This window comes from Mesorhizobium sp. WSM4836, from assembly GCF_055811815.1.
In genome coordinates this window covers 1-15,465 of record NZ_JBVVQF010000028.1, presented here as the reverse complement: position 1 = coordinate 15,465, position 15,465 = coordinate 1, and the positions used below count along the sequence as shown (strand labels likewise).

Below are 15,465 nucleotides of genomic sequence, written 5' to 3'. Positions count from 1 at the left end.
GAAACAGGATCTATAGAGATGACGACCTATGCCGCTGACCGTTCCAACACGACAATCCGCGAACGGCTCGGCCTTCGCCCGATCATTAATGTTTCCGGTACGATGACGGCGCTCGGCGCTTCGATCATCGTTCCCGAAGCGATTGCCGCAATGTCGGAAATCGCCTCGCAATGGGTCGAGATGGACGATCTGCAGCGCGCCGCAAGTACGGTGATTGCACGCCTCACCGGCGGCGAGGCCGGCTTTATCACCGCATGCTGCGCCAGCGGCATAACCATGGCGATTGCCGGCGCGATGACCGGAACCAGCCTTCTTGCGGTCGAGCGGCTGCCGGACGACACCGAGGGCCTCAAATCGGAGGTCATCGTTCAGCTTGGCCACATCGTCAATTATGGCGCGCCGATCGACCAGTCGATCCGGCTTGCCGGAGCCAAGGCTGTGCCTGCCGGCACTGTCAGCGTTACGCAGGACTATCATGTTGCCGAAGCGATCCGGGACCGGACGGCGGCAGCCCTCTACGTCGTCGCGCACCACACCGTGCAATACGGCATGCTCTCGCTCGAGGAATTCTGCGAGATCTGCCACGCCAAGGGCGTGCCGGTGATCGTTGACGCCGCCTCGGAATACGATTTGCGCGGCTTTCTGGCGCGCGGTGCCGACATTGTCGTCTACAGCGGCCACAAATTTCTCTCAGGGCCGACAAGCGGCATCGTCGCGGGCCGCAAGGGCCTGGTGCGGGCGGCCTATCTCCAGAACCGCGGCGTTGCGCGCGCCATGAAGGTCGGCAAGGAGAGCATTGCCGGCACCATGGCGGCATTGGAAGCCTGGGAACAGCGCGACCATGCCGGCATCCGCCAGCGGGAAGAAGCAGCACTGCATCTGTGGCAAGGCGCATTGCAGGGCCTGCCCGGCATCGAGGCACGTATCATTCCAGATCCGACCGGAAATCCTCTCGACCGTCTGCAGGTGTTTGTTGCGCCCGAAAGCCGCTTCACCGCCGCCGGGCTGGCCTCGGCGCTTGCCGCGGGTTCGCCGCCTGTGATCGTGCGCAATCACGAGGTCGAGCGCGGCCATTTCTTCCTTGATCCGTGCAATCTCCATTCCGGCGAGGCGGAAATCGTTGCCGAACGCCTGCGGGCGGTGTTGAGCGCTGCCGACCTGCCCACGGAGGCGATGAAATCCGCTCGCAAGCAGTCCGCCGGGGCTTTGCGCTGGCCGGACTAGCCACGACGGCTGAACCAACCTGCCTTCTCCAGTCGGGCTTCGCCAACCACCGCTGTCCCATCACAACACTGTGAATGACTGCCTTGTCCTCGAACGGGAATAAACCACCTCCTTCGCAGGTCTCCCAAGCAGACGCCATTTCCGGCGTTGCAGGAGACCGGTATGACCCACCACCACGACAATGAAGCTGACGGCATCAGCCGCCGTCATGCACTGGAATGCATGATCTGGGCCGGCACGGGAGTGCTGTGGACGATTTCGGCCGGCGTGCCGGTTTCGCTCAGTCTGCTCGGCGCGGCGCAGGCGGCAGAGGCCTTGGCCAGCGGCTTCACTTTCCTCCAGATTTCCGACAGCCACATCGGCTTCGACAAGGTTGCCAACCCGCACGCCATCGATACGCTGAAGGAGGCCATGGGCAAAATCCAGGCGCTGCCGCAAAAGCCCGCTTTCATGATCCACACCGGCGACATCACCCATTTGTCGAAAGCCGCGCAGTTCGACAACGCTGCCCAGATCATCGGCGGCGCAGGCTTCGACGTGCATTATGTGCCCGGTGAGCACGACCTGATCGATGACGGCAACGGCCAGGCCTATCTCGACCGCTACGGCAAGGGCACCAAGGGCGCCGGCTGGTATTCGTTCGACCAGAACGGCGTCCATTTCATCGGGCTGGTCAACGTCGTCAACCTGAAGGCTGGCGGGCTCGGCAATCTTGGCGCCGAACAGTTGGCATGGTTGGCCGATGATCTGAAGGCGGTCACCGCCTCGACGCCAATCGTCGTCTTTGCCCACATCCCGCTGTGGGCAGTTTATCCCGAATGGGGCTGGGGCACCGACGACGCGGCGCAGGCCTTGGCCCTGCTCAAGCGCTTCGGCTCGGTCACCGTACTCAACGGCCATATCCATCAGATCATGCAGAAGGTCGAAGGCAACGTTACCTTCCATACCGCGCGCTCGACCGCTTTTCCGCAACCGGCGCCGGGCACAGCAGCCTCACCCGGGCCGATGACGGTACCTGCCGGCCAGTTGCGAAGCCTGCTCGGCACGAGCAACGTGACGGTCAAGCAAGGCGGGCAGGACCTCGCCATCATCGACAGCACGCTGGCCTGAGGGGAAATGCGATGATCCGCTTCCTATCCCGCCTCTTGGTCGTATCCTCTGTCACATTCGGTTTGGCGGCAATCCTGACAATGATTTCCATGCCACTGAACGCGGCAGACCAGCCAATGGTCAAGATTGAGAACTTTGCCTTCACACCGGCGGTGCTGACGGTAAAGCCGGGCACCACCGTGACCTTCGAGAATGACGACGACATCCCGCATCTGGTGGTCGCCAACGATGCCTCGTTTCGCTCCAAGGCGCTTGACACCGGTGACACATATGCCTTCACCTTCAACAAAGTGGGCGACTATGCCTATTTCTGCGGGCTTCACCCGCACATGCAGGGCAGGATCACCGTCGCCCCGTGAGGATGTTCGGAAGGTTCTGCCCGGGATGCCGGGCGATGCGACGGTGTTGAACCAAGAGGCCGCGGCCGAGCGCTTTCGCGAGGTGGTTCTGCCCCATCTCGCGGATGCGCTTGTGCTTGCCCGCTGGCTGACCGGCAACGCCGCCGACGCCGAGGATGTGGTGCAGGAGGCGTGTCTGAAGGCGCATGCGGGCATCGCCGGCTATGCCGGCGGCAATGCGCGCGCCTGGTTGCTGGCGATCGTGCGCAACGCCTCTTACTCCTGGCTGGCGCGCAACCGGCCGCGCAGTATCGTCGCGGTCGGCGACCTGAGCGACCTCGATGACATGACGGCAGCATATGGCGCCGGCCTGCCGGATACGGATAGTCCTGAGGCAAACCTGATCGCCAAGGCCGACACAGCGGCACTCGAGACGGCGATCGCCGCGCTGCCGCAGCAATTTCGCGAGACCGTGGTGCTGCGCGACATCAACGGCCTCAGCTATCGCGAGATCGCGACACTGCTTGCTGTCCCGCTAGGCACGGTGATGTCGCGGCTGGCGAGGGCGCGCGGCCTGCTGATATCCCAACTTGGGAGGGCGCCATGAGTGCGCACAACGATGGACTGCCCGATGACCCGGCGGGCATGGAGCTGATGATCCATGCCTTGGTCGATGGCGAGCTCGACGCAGCAGCGGCATTGGCCCTCGAGCGACGCATTGCGGCCGATCCGGCGCTCGCCGCCGAGCATGCCCGCATCATTGCGCTGCAGACCGTTGTCGGAGGGCTGCCGAGGCCCGATGTCCGTGAGGATTTCAAGGCTCGCATCGCTGCAATCGGGACAGCCGGTACGGCGAAAGTGCTGTCGGCGCCGGCACCCGCCGCTCGAGTGCTGCCGGCGCACAGAGCGGTGCACCGATTTGGCGCGTTCGACTGGCGCGCGCTGGCGGCGTCGATCATCGTTACCGCCGTGCTGGCCAGCGGCGCGACGCAGTGGATGATGCTGAGCAGGGCGCCCGACAGCTTTGCCGCCGCGGTCGCCCGCGGCCACCGCCGCAGCCTGCTGGCCGCCAGCCCGGTGGACGTCGTCTCGTCGGACCGTCACACGGTAAAACCCTGGCTGGATGGCAGGGTCGGCCTGTCGCCGCCGGCACCTGACCTTGCCAATGACGGCTTCGCATTGCTCGGCGGCCGGGTCGAGGTGATCGCCGACCAGCCAGTGCCGGCACTGGTCTACAGGCACCGCGAGCACCTGATCACCCTCGTCGCCGCGCCCGAGGAAACCGGCTCGACAGCCGGACCGGTCGATCTTTCTGCTGGTGGCTTCTCGCTGGTCCACTGGAGCGACGGTGGCTTTTCCTACTGGGCGATTTCCGATACCGAACGGCCTGAACTTGACGACTTCGTCAACCGCTTCCGAGCAGCGGCCGCCCGATGACCACCGCCGCTATCCATTTGTGTAGCGACGGAAACGGCACAAGCGGCTTTCGCTCTCCCGCCGTCCTTGCGGCTCCCCTCGATTTCCGCTAATGCGCGCCTTTGTCGCCGGGGAGCAGAAGCTTGAACGATCAACGCGCCGACGTCGCCATCATCATGGGCAGCCAGTCCGACTGGGCGACGATGCGCCACGCCGCCGAAACGCTTGAGGCGCTTGGCATCCCGCACAAGCGGCTGATCGTCTCGGCCCACCGCACTCCCGACCGGCTCTATGAGTTCGCCAAGGGCGCCAAGGCGGCCGGCTACAAGGTGATCATCGCCGGTGCCGGCGGCGCGGCGCATCTGCCCGGCATGACGGCGGCGATGACGCCGCTGCCGGTGTTGGGCGTGCCGGTGGAATCGAAGACGCTGTCGGGCCAGGATTCGCTGCTATCAATCGTGCAGATGCCGGCCGGCATTCCGGTCGGCACTTTGGCCATCGGCAAAGCCGGCGCTGCCAACGCTGCCCTTCTGGCCGCGGCGGTGCTGGCGCTGAGCGACGAAAAGCTCGCCGCCCGGCTGGATAGCTGGCGCGCCGCGCAGACCGCCAAGGTGGCCGCCGAGCCCACGGACGCGCCGTGAGCCTGCCGGCGGGATCGAGCATCGGCATCATCGGCGGCGGGCAGCTCGGCCGCATGCTGGCGATGGCCGCCGCCCGCCTCGGCTACCGCATCGTCGTGCTGGAGCCGCAGCCGGATTGCCCGGCGGCACAGGTCGCCAACCGGCAGATCGTCGCCGCCTATGACGACGCGGCCGCGCTTAGCGAGTTGGCTGCGGCCTGTGCCGTCGTTACTTATGAATTCGAGAACGTTCCGGTTGCGGCCGCCGCGGCACTTGCCTCTACGGTGCCGGTCTATCCGCCGGCACGCGCACTGGAAGTGGCGCAGGACCGGCTGGCGGAAAAGAAATTCCTCAACGGTATCGGCATACCGACCGCGGATTTCAGCCCCGTCGACAATGACGACGAACTGACGGCTGCGCTGCAAAAGTTCGACGGCAACGGCATGTTGAAGACGCGCCGCATGGGCTACGACGGCAAGGGCCAGCGTGTCTTCCGCAATGTGGAGACGGGCGGGTCTGCCGGCACCTGCGAGGCGATGGGCAACGTGCCGTTGATCCTGGAATCGTTCGTCGCCTTCGACCGCGAGATTTCGGTGATCGCCGCGCGCGGCATCGACGGCTCGCTCGCCGCCTACGATCCGGCGTGGAATGTCCATCGCAACGGTATTCTTCACAGTTCGACGCTGCCGGCCGGAGTAAAGTCCGAGACGGCGGCTGCGGCTCAAACGGCGGCGGCAGAAATCCTGGCAGCGCTCGACTATGTTGGCGTCATCGGCGTCGAATTCTTTGTCCTTGCCGACGGTTCGCTGCTGGCCAACGAGATGGCGCCGCGCGTCCACAATTCCGGCCACTGGACGGAGGCCGCCTGCACCATCTCGCAATTCGAGCAGCACATCCGCGCCGTCGCTGGCCTGCCGCTGGGAAATCCCGCCCGGCAGTTCGACTGCATCATGGAAAACCTGATCGGCGACGATGTCCGGCGCGTTCCTGAGCTGCTCGCCGAGCCCGATCTGATGCTGCACCTCTATGGCAAGGCCGAGGCGCGGCCCGGCCGCAAGATGGGCCATTTTACCCGCGTCAGCCGCCGCAGCTAGAGCATGATCCCGAACCGAACGTCCGCGCTAGCGAAAAGCGGATCCGGTTTTCGAAGATCAAGCCGCAGGCGCGAGCGGGGATATCTGATGATACGAAACGATCCGTATCGTTTAGCCAACGCGCTTGCGGTTGACACGAGCAATGCTCCTCGTCTATGAGCCACGCACAGTTCAAAGGCGCGTCTGTGCGCCTTAATAATTCGGCCCGTGACCGGGCCCAGACCGACGGGCAAGACCATGAAGATCAAGAATTCGCTCAAGGCGTTGAAGGCGCGTCATCGCGACAACCAGCTGGTTCGTCGCAAAGGCCGTATCTACATCATCAACAAGACCGCGCCGCGCTACAAGGCGCGCCAGGGTTGAGTTTTCGGCCGGAGGCTGCGCGCCTCCGTTCGCATGATACGCATCTCACGCTAAATTCAGTTTGACGATCCGGCGTCGGGGGCTAGATTCCCGCGATGCGGATTCTTTTTGCATTTTTCACGGCTTTCCTCGTTTCCGGCGCTGTCTCGCTGCCGGCTTGGGCTGAAGATGCGGCAGCAACTGCGCCGACAGGACATCCGGTCGCCAAGACGAAACAGGCGCGGCTCGATCAGCTGTTTGCCGATCTCAAGCGCGAACGCAATGAAAAGGCCGCCGAGCGCATCGCCGGGCGCATTGCGAACGAGTGGTCCCAGTCGGGCAGCGCCTCGATCGACCTGATGATGCAATGGTCGCAAAAGGCGATCGAAAACCAGAAATTCGATGTCGCGCTCGATTTCCTCGATCAGGTGGTGACTTTGCAGCCGATCTATGCGGAAGGGTGGAACCGGCGGGCGACCGTCCATTTCATGATGAAGAACTACGGGAAGTCGATGGCGGACATCGACCGCACGTTGCAGCTCGAACCACGCCATTTCGGCGCGCTTTCCGGCCTGGCCCAGATCATGGCCGAGACCGGCCACAAGCAGTCGGCGCTTGAGGCCTGGCAGCGCGTTCTCGGCATCTACCCGATGATGCGCAGCGCCCAGGACCAGGTCGCCGCACTTTCCGAGGAGCTTGCCGGCGAAGGCATTTGAAACCAGTAAGGGAGTAGGGGAATAGGGGAGTAAGGCAGTATGTGAGTGGTCTAGATTGCACTGTGGAACGCCCTCTGGAACACATGCCACCTACTCCCCTACTCCCGCCGGCCTATCCGGCAGCCGCCGCCGACATTAGCGGCCGACTTCCGACCCGACATAGGCGATGCGCAGCATGTTGGTCGATCCCGGCGTCCTCAGCGGGACGCCGGCGGTGATGATGACGCGGTCGCCCGGCTTGCCGAAACCTTCGTCGAAGGCGATACGGCAGGCGCGGTTGACCATGTCGTCCAAGTCGCTGGCATCGGGGGAAACGACGCAATGCGTGCCCCACAATAGCGACAGCCGCCGCGCCGTGTTGAGGATCGGCGACAGCGCCACGATCGGCACCTGCGGCCGTTCGCGCGCGGCGCGCAAGCCGGTTGTGCCGGACGCGGTATAGGTGATGATCGCCGACAGCTTCAGCGTCTCGGCTATTTCGCGGGCGGCGAGCGAGATCGCGTCGGCTCCGGTCGCTTCCGGCTCCGAGCGTTGCGCGTTGATAATGCCGGCATAAGTCGGGTCGGTTTCGACCTTGGTGGCGATCCGGTTCATCATCGCCACCGCCTCCACCGGATAGGCGCCGGCGGCGGACTCGGCCGAAAGCATGATGGCGTCGGCGCCTTCAAACACCGCGATCGACACGTCCGACACCTCGGCGCGCGTCGGCACCGGCGCGGTGATCATCGATTCCAGCATTTGCGTGGCGACCACCACCGGCTTGCCGGCACGGCGCGCGGCGCGGGTGATCTGCTTCTGGATGCCTGGCACGGCTTCGAGCGGCATCTCGACGCCGAGATCGCCGCGGGCGACCATCAGCGCATCCGAAAGCTCGATGATCTCGGCCAGCCGGGCGACCGCCTGCGGCTTTTCGATCTTGGCCATGATCAGTGCCCGGCCGCGTGCGATCTTGCGCGCCTCGGCCAGGTCCTCGGGCCGCTGCACGAAGGACAGCGCCACCCAGTCGACGCCGGTCGCCAGAACCGCGTCGAGATCCCGGCGGTCCTTCTCCGTCAGCGCGCCGACGGGAAGGTCGGTGTCGGGCAGGCTGACGCCCTTCTTGTCGGAAATGGTCGTGCCGGCCACAACGGTGCAGACGATCGCCTTGCCGTTGCTGCGGACCGCCTTGAGCTCGAGCTTGCCGTCGTCGATCAGCAGGCGATGACCAGCCTCGACCGAACGCAGGATTTCGGGATGCGGCAGGTAGACCCTCGTCGAATTGCCGGGCTCGGGATTGTCGTCGAGCGTGAAGCTCTGCCCGACGGTCAGCACTTCTTTGCCGTTGGCGAACTTGCCGACGCGCAGCTTCGGCCCTTGCAGGTCTGCGAGAACGCCGATCGGCCGCCCGACCGCCTCTTCGACGGCACGAATGCGGCCGACAAGCGTCCGCATCAATTCATGGTCGGTGTGGCTCATATTGATGCGGAACACGTCGGCGCCGGCTTCGAACAGCTTCTTCAGCATCTCCTCGGACGAGGAGGCCGGACCGATGGTGGCGAGGATCTTGACCTTGCGGCTGCGTCTCATTGACTGTTTGTTCCCGGGGCGGCTGGAGCGCCATCCGTTGCGGGCTCGTCCGTCAGCTGGACCATCCAGCTTGCCTGCTCGCCCGTGTCATATTCCTGGAATCCGGCGCGCTGAAAGCCGCGGGCGACGCAATCGGTAACACCGGCGATCTTGAACTCTTTTTCGGCCACGCACATGTTGATCGGGCCATCCCAGCGTCCGCCGCGCTCGGCGTCTTCTGCATAAAGATAGTAAAACCTTGATGACAACGGTCCCTCGATCAGCGTCTTGCAGCTCGATCCTTCGATGTGCCACCAGCCTTCGGTGATCCAACCGGCTTTGGCGCGATAGCCGATGCCGACACCGACCAGGTTCTGCGTGGCGTTGCAGACCCTGAAATCGGCCCGTGCCGGCGAGGCCGAAATCACCGCGAAGAGGCCCATGGCCGGTATCAGGAGCGGCATGGCCAAGGCATGGCGCACAGGCGGCCTGCCGGCGAAACCCATCCCGAAACCCCTCAAGAACCACATTTGCATCTCTCAACGCCCCTTTTCGGAAAAGTCCGTACGCATGTCAACGCGCCGATCTGTCCATTCCAATCGATTTAGAAGGCTCTGGCGCGCTTGCGGTCGCCCCTGCTCAGTTTTTTGGCAGAAACCGTGGCGAAACAACGGCATTGCGCAAGCGTTCTCTTCGTGGAATGACGATACCACCCTCCCCGGAAGCCAGCGAACAGACCTTTCCCGCCAATGACCCGATCCACAGTTTTCGCGCCTTTCGACATCGTCGAAGGCGATCGCAAGCGCGGCATGGTGCTTCTGGCCGATCACGCCCGCCGCGACCTGCCGGAGGAGTATGGCAGCCTTGGCCTGCCGGCGGCGGAGTTCGACCGCCACATCGCTTACGACATCGGCGTCGAGACTGTAACCCGCGAACTCGCAAGTCTGCTCGGCGTTCCGGCGGTGCTTGCCAATTTTTCGCGACTGCTGATCGACCCCAATCGCGGCGAAGACGATCCAACGCTGATTCGCCAGCTCTATGACGGCACCGTCATCCCGGGAAATTATCCCATGGCGCTGGAGGAGCGCGAAAGACGGCTGGACCGCTTTTACCGCCCCTATCATGATGCCGTCGGCGCCATGATCGCGTCAGTGGCGCAAGCGTCGGCGCAAGCACCTTTCATCTTTTCGGTACATTCCTTCACACCGACCATGCAGGGCTTTGTGCGGCCGTGGCACGCCGGCATATTGTGGGACCTCGACGACCGCGTGGCGCGGCCGCTGATCGACATGCTCGCCGAGGACAACAGCCTCATCGTCGGCGATAACGAACCCTATGACGGCGCACTGCGCGGCGATACCATGTTCAGGCACGCCATCGTCAACGGCTTTGCCCATGCGCTGCTTGAGATCCGCCAGGACCTGATCGCCGACCGCAAGGGTGCCCTCGCCTGGGCCGAACGGCTGGCGCCGATCGTTGACGCGATAGATCGACGTGCTGATATACATGCGGTGAAAATATTCGGCTCGCGCACCGGGCCGGTATGATGGAGGCCCAAGGAGGCCAACAGGACATGACCGAACTCAGCGACGAACAGAAGCGCGATTTCGAAGCCGCTGCCTTCCGCCGGCTCGTCGCGCATCTGCGCGAGCGTTCCGAGGTACAGAACATCGACCTGATGAACCTCGCCGGCTTCTGCCGCAATTGCCTGTCCAACTGGTACCGCGACGCGGCGCAAGCCGAGGGTGTCGAACTCAGCAAGGAACAGTCGCGCGAGATCATCTACGGCATGCCCTATGCCGAGTGGCAGGCACTGAACCAGATCGAAGCCTCCGATGCCAAGAAGGCCGAATTCGAGGCAAGACGCCCCAGGGATCACTAGGGGAGGACTGCCGTGCCTAAGATCGATGTTGCCGACGTGCCCGGACGCAAGGGCTCATCCTATCCACCGCCGTTCGATGCACCCTGTGCCGAACGGGTGCGGCAGCGGCTGGGCAACGCCGGCGGGATCACCGACTTCGGCATCAATCTCATGCGCCTGCCGCCGGGCAACTGGTCGAGCCAGCGCCACTGGCATTCGCACGAAGACGAATTCGTCTACGTGCTTGAAGGCGAGTTGACGCTCGTCGAAGATGCCGGCGAGACGGTGCTGCGAGCGGGTGATTGCGCGGCCTTTCCGAAAGGCTCCGGCAACGGCCATCACATGATCAACAAATCGGGCGCAGTTGCGATCTATCTTGAAGTCGGTTCGCGCTGGCCCGACGACGTCACCACCTGCTCCGACATCGACATGATGAGCACCAACGCCGACGGCCGGTTTGTGCACAAGGATGGCGTGCCTTATCCCGAGCCGTAGGGATTTCGGAGCGGACCGCCGAGATGGTTGGCGACGCGAGAGGACGTAGCGCCGTACCGGCACATCACGCGCCGTCTGGTCCAAGCACTTTCGGCGAAGAGCGCTTGACTGCAAATTGAATCGATCTAATTTGCCGCGTAAAGCCATTTCCGGACCGGATTCTACCCGATGGGCGCGCAGAAAATAACGCAGATCGCGCTTCGTGGACGCTGGGCAGTGGCCGGCATCTTCCTCGCCAACGGCTTCTTGACCGGCAGCTGGGCGCCGCAGATCCCGGTGTTCCTGACCCGGCTGGACATCAGCAAGTTCACGCTCGGCCTGCTGATTCTGTTGTTCGGTGCCGGCGCCGTCACTGCCATGACCTGGTGCGGCCATCTGATCTCGAAGCATGGCTCGCGCACGGTGCTGCGCTGGTTCGGACTTGTCGGCAGCTTCGGCCTTTTGGTCGTGGCTCTGGCCCCCAACGTGCCCCTTGCAGCCGTCGCCATGTTCCTCTTCGGCGGTTCGATCGGCGGCATGGACGTCGCCATGAATGCCAATGCAGTGGCAGTCGAACGGCGGCTGTCCCGCGCGATCATGTCGTCCTCGCACGGCTTCTGGAGCCTTGGCGGTTTTGCGGGCGGCGCGCTCGGCGGGTTCGCCATCCAGAACTACGGTCACCTCACCCATGCGACAGTGGTCACGGCTCTTGCCTTTGCCGTCATCGCTATGGCGATCCGCTACCTGATCGCCGAGGACAAGCACCCGGTCGCCGAGCATCACAAATTCGCGCTGCCGGCAAACCCGCTGGTCTATCTCGTCGGGCTGATGGCGCTGCTGACGATGATCTCCGAAGGCGCGGTGCTCGATTGGGCGGCGCTGTATCTCAAGCAGGAGCTCGGCGCCGATCTTGCCATTGCTGGCCTGGCCTACGCCGCCTTTTCCGGGGTTATGGCCGTTATGCGCTTCCTTGGCGACGGCGTCCGTAACCGTTTCGGTGCCGTTACGACGTTGCGTGTCTCTGCCCTTGCCGCCGCAGCCGGCATGCTGGTGGCGGGGCTGGCGCCCTCGCCATGGCTCGCCATCGCGGCTTTTGCCTTTTGCGGCCTGGGTATTGCCAATATGGTGCCGATCATTTTCTCGGCCGGCGGCAACCAGGAAGGCATGTCGTCCGGCACCGGCATGAGCGTCGTCACCACAATGGGTTACTCAGGCATTCTGGTGGCGCCCTCGGCGATCGGCTTCATCGCCGAGCATTCGAGCTTCGGCCCGATCTTCGTCGCCCTGTCGGGGCTGCTGGTCGTCGTGCTGGTGATGGCCGGCCTCGCTCACCGCGCCGAATTCGCTGCCGAGGCAGCACCGGCTGAATAGCGCTTCAACTCCTCGTAGAGGAAATCCGCGACGCGGCGGATGCGCACACTGGTGCGCACGTCGCGGTGCATGGCCAGCCACACCGGCAGCGTCGGCAGCGGGAGGTCCGGCAGCACGGTTTCCACCAGCGCATCGCGCTCGGCGAGCGGCTGCTGGCCAAAGCCGATCCCGTTTCCCGCCCGCACCGCTTCCCAAAGCACGATCTGATTGTCGGTCCTGAAGCGGAAGGAATCGCGGGTGAGCGCGACGCCGAATTGGGCGAAGCCGCGAATGATCCCATCGCTGCGGTCGAAACCGACCAGATCGTGGTCGGCCAGATCGCGGACCTCGCGCGGACGGCCACGCCGGTCGAGATAGGATTTTGTCGCGCAGGCGCGGAGCGGAATGTCGGTCACCTTGCGGGCGACCAGTTCATTCTGCGCCGGCTTGACCATGCGGATGGCAACGTCGGCGTCGCGACGCAAGAGGTTCTCGACCTGGTTCGACGCGACGATCTCGACCTCGATGCCCGGCTCCTCGATCCCAAGCCTCGCCGTCATTTCCGGCAGCACATAGGCGGCCACCACTTCGCTGGCGGCGATGCGCACCGTGCCCTCGATCGCTTCGACCGATCCCAGCGCCAGCAGCGAAAAGGCGCTCGCTTGTTCGCTTACCGCGCGACCCCGCTCAAAGAGCGTGCTGCCTGCTTCCGTGAGCGCATAGCCGCGCCGCCCGCGCCGGAAGAGCGTGACACCGAGCGCCTGTTCCAGCTCGGCGATATGGCGGCCGAGCGTCGGCTGGCTTGCGGCAAGTTTTCTCGCCGCGGCCGACAAGCTGCCGGTCTCCGCCACGGTGACGAAACTCTTGATCAGGTTCCAATCGATATCCATTCAAAATTGAATATCAGATCGCCATCTCTAGTCAATTTTCATTCGTTTGCGAAGAGATCACAACAGGTCGTAACGCAAACACGGAGACGAACAATGACCAAGATCGCAATTCTCGGGGCAAATGGCCGGCTCGGCCGCGCGGTGGCCAAGGCCTTCCTCGATGCCGGCTACGATGTCCGCCCCGTTACTCGCAGCGGCAAGGTGCCGTCGGAGCTCAAAGGCGGCATGACGATCGCCGGCGACGCGCTCGACCGTGATGCGCTGATCCGCGCCACCGAAGGCGTCGATATCATTTTCAATGGCCTCAACCCGCTCTACACCGACTGGAGCAAATGCCTGCCGATGGCCGAGAATGTGATGGCTGCCTGCCGGGCGAACGGCGCGCTGCATCTCTTCCCGGGCACCGTCTACAATTACGGCTCGCCGATGCCGGCGGTGATCACTGAAGCCACGCCGTTTCACCCGACGACGGAAAAGGGCCGCATCCGCGTCGCGATGGAAGACCTGTTTCGCCGCGAAGCAGACGCAGGTCGGGTACCCACGATCCTGCTGCGGGCCGGTGATTTCTTCGGCGGTACCGGCAGCGGATCGTGGTTCGATCTGGTTGTTGCCGCCAAGATGACCAAGGGCGTCTATACCGCCCCAGGGCCGGTCGATCTCGTGCATGAATGGGCCTATCTGCCCGACCTGGCCAAGGCTTTCGTCAGGCTGGCGGACAATCTCGGCAAGCTCGGCTCCTACGAGGCGCTGAACTTTCCTGGCCATCCGGTAACCGATCTGCGGATCAAGGCAGCCGCGGAGAAGGCGCTCGGGCGCACGCTGAAACTGACGAAGATGCCGTGGTGGGTGCTGCGCGCCGGCAGCCCGTTCGTGGCCATGTGGCGCGAGATCGTTTCGATGTCCTATCTCCGCTTCGAGCCGCACCGGTTGGTTTCAGGCAGGCTGGAAAACGTTATCGGTTCGATCCCGCACACACCGCTGGAAGATGCAGTATCGGAAGCGCTTGAGGATATCGGCATCGCCACGATCAAGACCGCGCGGGAAGCTGCCCAATAGGAAGTTGAAAAAAGCGGATGGCCTGAGAGTCAGCCGCGGCTTGTCCGGACCAATGATGCGCTCAGATCCGGCCCATCAACAGCAGCACCAGGACAACGATCAGGATAACGCCGACGATGCCGGATGGCCCGTAGCCCCAGGACCGCGAATGCGGCCACGCCGGAACCGCGCCGATCAGGATAAGAATAAGGATAATGACAAGAATGGTGCTGATCGTCATCAGAAAATCCTCGCTTTGAGGTTGCAATGACGGAACAATGCAGAAGGCCGCCCATTGTTCCCGGGCGGCCTTTGCTTGATCAAGACGGCGATTCAGACTTTATTCGGCCGCCTTCGAGAAGGCGATCGCCGGTTCGGGGCCCAAATCGGCGTCCAGGCCTCCCGAGGACACCTCGGCCTTGCCACGCCCCAACAGGCGACTGAACCAGCCACGACGCGCACTGGGTTTGACCTTGGCGCGAGTGAACACCATCAGCATCGACGGCGTCACCACCAGCGTCAGCACGGTGGCGAAGGACAGCCCGAAGACGATCGCCGAGGACAGCGAAATCCACCATTGCGTCGACGGCGCGTTGATCGTCGTCTCGTGATGGAAGATTTCGAGGCCGAGGCCGAAGGCGATCGGAAGCACGCCCAGGATCGCCGACACTGCCGTCAGCACCACCGGGCGGGCACGTTCGCGGCAGGTCTGCAGAACGGCTTCGTATTTGTCCCAACCCTCTTCGCGCAACCGGTCGTAGGTGTCGATCAGCACGATGTTGTTGTTCACCACCACACCGGCCAGCGCGATGACACCGATGCCCGACATGACGATACCGAATGCCTCTCCCGTCAGCAGCAGCCCGAGGAACACGCCGATCGTCGCCATGACCACGCAGGACAGCACCAGCCAGACGCTGGTGAACTTGTTGAACTGCGCCAGAAGCACCAGGAAGATCAGGAAGATCGCGGCGCCGAAGGCTTTGCTGAGGAACGCGCTGGCCTCGGCGCTGTCCTCGTTCGAACCGGCGAGCTTCCAGCGAATGCCGCTGCCGAGGTTCATGTCTGCGACAGCTTTGGTGACCTCCTGCTGAACGGCAGCCACCTGGGCGCCGGCAGCGACATTGGCCTGGACGACCACCGTTCGCGCACCGTCGATGCGGTTGAGGATGCCGACCGTCGGCTCCGGCTTGCGCATGACGAAGTTCGAGATCGGCACCGAGCCTTGCGCGGTCTGCACCCGCAGCTCGTCCAGCGTGGACAGCGTGCGCCGATCCTCGAGCAGGCGCAGTCTGATGTCGACCGCATCATCGGCGCCGGCGGGCCGGTACTCGCTGAGTTTCAGCCCATTGGTCACCAGTTGCACGACCGTCCCGACCGCGGTCGGGCTGATGCCGTACTGCGCCGCCTTGGCGCGATCGACCTCGAGCGCCCAGTCGACGCCGGGCGG

19 protein-coding genes are annotated in these 15,465 nt (G+C 63.9%); 14 read left to right on the top strand and 5 right to left on the bottom strand.

All coding sequences use genetic code 11. From position 1 onward, the window contains the following. Window positions 1-18 precede the first annotated feature (18 nt). From AC0L2P_RS26930 to AC0L2P_RS26890, 9 genes are all read left to right on the top strand, one after another. The gene (locus AC0L2P_RS26930; RefSeq protein ID WP_473505621.1) at window positions 19-1,224 is read left to right on the top strand and encodes an aminotransferase class V-fold PLP-dependent enzyme; all 1,206 of its coding nucleotides are present in this window, start codon (window positions 19-21) and stop codon (window positions 1,222-1,224) included. A gap of 162 nt (window positions 1,225-1,386) precedes the next feature. Then, window positions 1,387-2,334, top strand: coding sequence for a metallophosphoesterase family protein (locus AC0L2P_RS26925; protein ID WP_473505619.1), 948 nt, complete (start codon window positions 1,387-1,389; stop codon window positions 2,332-2,334). A 116-nt stretch (window positions 2,335-2,450) separates the two neighbouring features. Beyond that, window positions 2,451-2,693, top strand: a complete 243-nt coding sequence (locus AC0L2P_RS26920) for a cupredoxin domain-containing protein (RefSeq protein WP_473505617.1) — start codon at window positions 2,451-2,453, stop codon at window positions 2,691-2,693. 25 nt (window positions 2,694-2,718) lie between these two features. After that, a complete protein-coding gene (locus AC0L2P_RS26915; RefSeq protein WP_473505615.1) occupies window positions 2,719-3,279 on the top strand; it encodes a sigma-70 family RNA polymerase sigma factor in 561 nt (186 codons plus the stop codon). Next, the gene (locus AC0L2P_RS26910; protein ID WP_473505613.1) at window positions 3,276-4,109 is read left to right on the top strand and encodes an anti-sigma factor family protein; all 834 of its coding nucleotides are present in this window, start codon (window positions 3,276-3,278) and stop codon (window positions 4,107-4,109) included. Before AC0L2P_RS26915 ends, AC0L2P_RS26910 begins: the two co-directional genes overlap by 4 nt. 122 nt (window positions 4,110-4,231) lie before the next feature. Beyond that, window positions 4,232-4,729, top strand: a complete 498-nt coding sequence (purE, locus tag AC0L2P_RS26905) for a 5-(carboxyamino)imidazole ribonucleotide mutase (protein WP_473505611.1) — start codon at window positions 4,232-4,234, stop codon at window positions 4,727-4,729. Further along, window positions 4,726-5,802, top strand: a complete 1,077-nt coding sequence (locus AC0L2P_RS26900; RefSeq protein WP_473505609.1) for a 5-(carboxyamino)imidazole ribonucleotide synthase — start codon at window positions 4,726-4,728, stop codon at window positions 5,800-5,802. Before purE ends, AC0L2P_RS26900 begins: the two co-directional genes overlap by 4 nt. A gap of 237 nt (window positions 5,803-6,039) precedes the next feature. Continuing rightward, a complete protein-coding gene (gene ykgO, locus AC0L2P_RS26895; protein WP_006203764.1) occupies window positions 6,040-6,165 on the top strand; it encodes a type B 50S ribosomal protein L36 in 126 nt (41 codons plus the stop codon). Window positions 6,166-6,260: 95 nt separating this feature from the next. Next, complete coding sequence (locus AC0L2P_RS26890) at window positions 6,261-6,860, top strand: tetratricopeptide repeat protein (RefSeq protein WP_473505607.1); 600 nt, start codon at window positions 6,261-6,263, stop codon at window positions 6,858-6,860. 135 nt (window positions 6,861-6,995) lie between these two features. Here the strand turns inward: AC0L2P_RS26890 and pyk are convergent, their stop codons facing one another. Beyond that, a complete protein-coding gene (pyk, locus tag AC0L2P_RS26885) occupies window positions 6,996-8,426 on the bottom strand; it encodes a pyruvate kinase (RefSeq protein ID WP_473505605.1) in 1,431 nt (476 codons plus the stop codon). Then, window positions 8,423-8,869: a DUF1036 domain-containing protein gene (locus tag AC0L2P_RS26880; protein ID WP_473505739.1), complete on the bottom strand. Its 447-nt coding sequence runs from the start codon at window positions 8,867-8,869 to the stop codon at window positions 8,423-8,425. Before AC0L2P_RS26880 ends, pyk begins: the two co-directional genes overlap by 4 nt. Window positions 8,870-9,154: 285 nt before the next feature. Here AC0L2P_RS26880 and AC0L2P_RS26875 point away from each other — a divergent pair, with 285 nt between their 5' ends. From AC0L2P_RS26875 to AC0L2P_RS26860, 4 genes are all read left to right on the top strand, one after another. Next, window positions 9,155-9,952 carry an N-formylglutamate amidohydrolase gene (locus tag AC0L2P_RS26875; protein WP_473505603.1) on the top strand — a complete coding sequence of 266 codons (798 nt, stop codon included), beginning with the start codon at window positions 9,155-9,157 and terminating at the stop codon, window positions 9,950-9,952. Between the two features lie 26 nt (window positions 9,953-9,978). Continuing rightward, window positions 9,979-10,287, top strand: coding sequence for a DUF1244 domain-containing protein (locus tag AC0L2P_RS26870; protein ID WP_473505601.1), 309 nt, complete (start codon window positions 9,979-9,981; stop codon window positions 10,285-10,287). 12 nt (window positions 10,288-10,299) lie between these two features. Continuing rightward, window positions 10,300-10,761 (top strand): cupin domain-containing protein, encoded by a 462-nt coding sequence (locus AC0L2P_RS26865; protein WP_473505600.1) that lies wholly within the window; start codon window positions 10,300-10,302, stop codon window positions 10,759-10,761. 168 nt (window positions 10,762-10,929) lie between these two features. Beyond that, window positions 10,930-12,111: an MFS transporter gene (locus tag AC0L2P_RS26860; protein WP_473505598.1), complete on the top strand. Its 1,182-nt coding sequence runs from the start codon at window positions 10,930-10,932 to the stop codon at window positions 12,109-12,111. Here AC0L2P_RS26860 and AC0L2P_RS26855 read toward each other — a convergent pair. Then, window positions 12,069-12,980 (bottom strand): LysR family transcriptional regulator, encoded by a 912-nt coding sequence (locus AC0L2P_RS26855; protein WP_473505596.1) that lies wholly within the window; start codon window positions 12,978-12,980, stop codon window positions 12,069-12,071. The two genes, AC0L2P_RS26860 and AC0L2P_RS26855, sit on opposite strands and share 43 nt — an antisense overlap. Before the next feature lie 93 nt (window positions 12,981-13,073). Between AC0L2P_RS26855 and AC0L2P_RS26850 the strand changes: the two genes are divergently transcribed. Beyond that, window positions 13,074-14,036, top strand: coding sequence for an SDR family oxidoreductase (locus tag AC0L2P_RS26850; RefSeq protein ID WP_473505594.1), 963 nt, complete (start codon window positions 13,074-13,076; stop codon window positions 14,034-14,036). A 61-nt stretch (window positions 14,037-14,097) separates the two neighbouring features. On the opposite strand, the gene AC0L2P_RS26845 is transcribed toward AC0L2P_RS26850, so the two are convergent. After that, window positions 14,098-14,256: a DUF3309 family protein gene (locus tag AC0L2P_RS26845; RefSeq protein ID WP_352564626.1), complete on the bottom strand. Its 159-nt coding sequence runs from the start codon at window positions 14,254-14,256 to the stop codon at window positions 14,098-14,100. Between the two features lie 99 nt (window positions 14,257-14,355). After that, the coding region (locus tag AC0L2P_RS26840; protein ID WP_473505592.1) for an efflux RND transporter permease subunit at window positions 14,356-15,465 on the bottom strand (1,110 nt) is incomplete at its 5' end.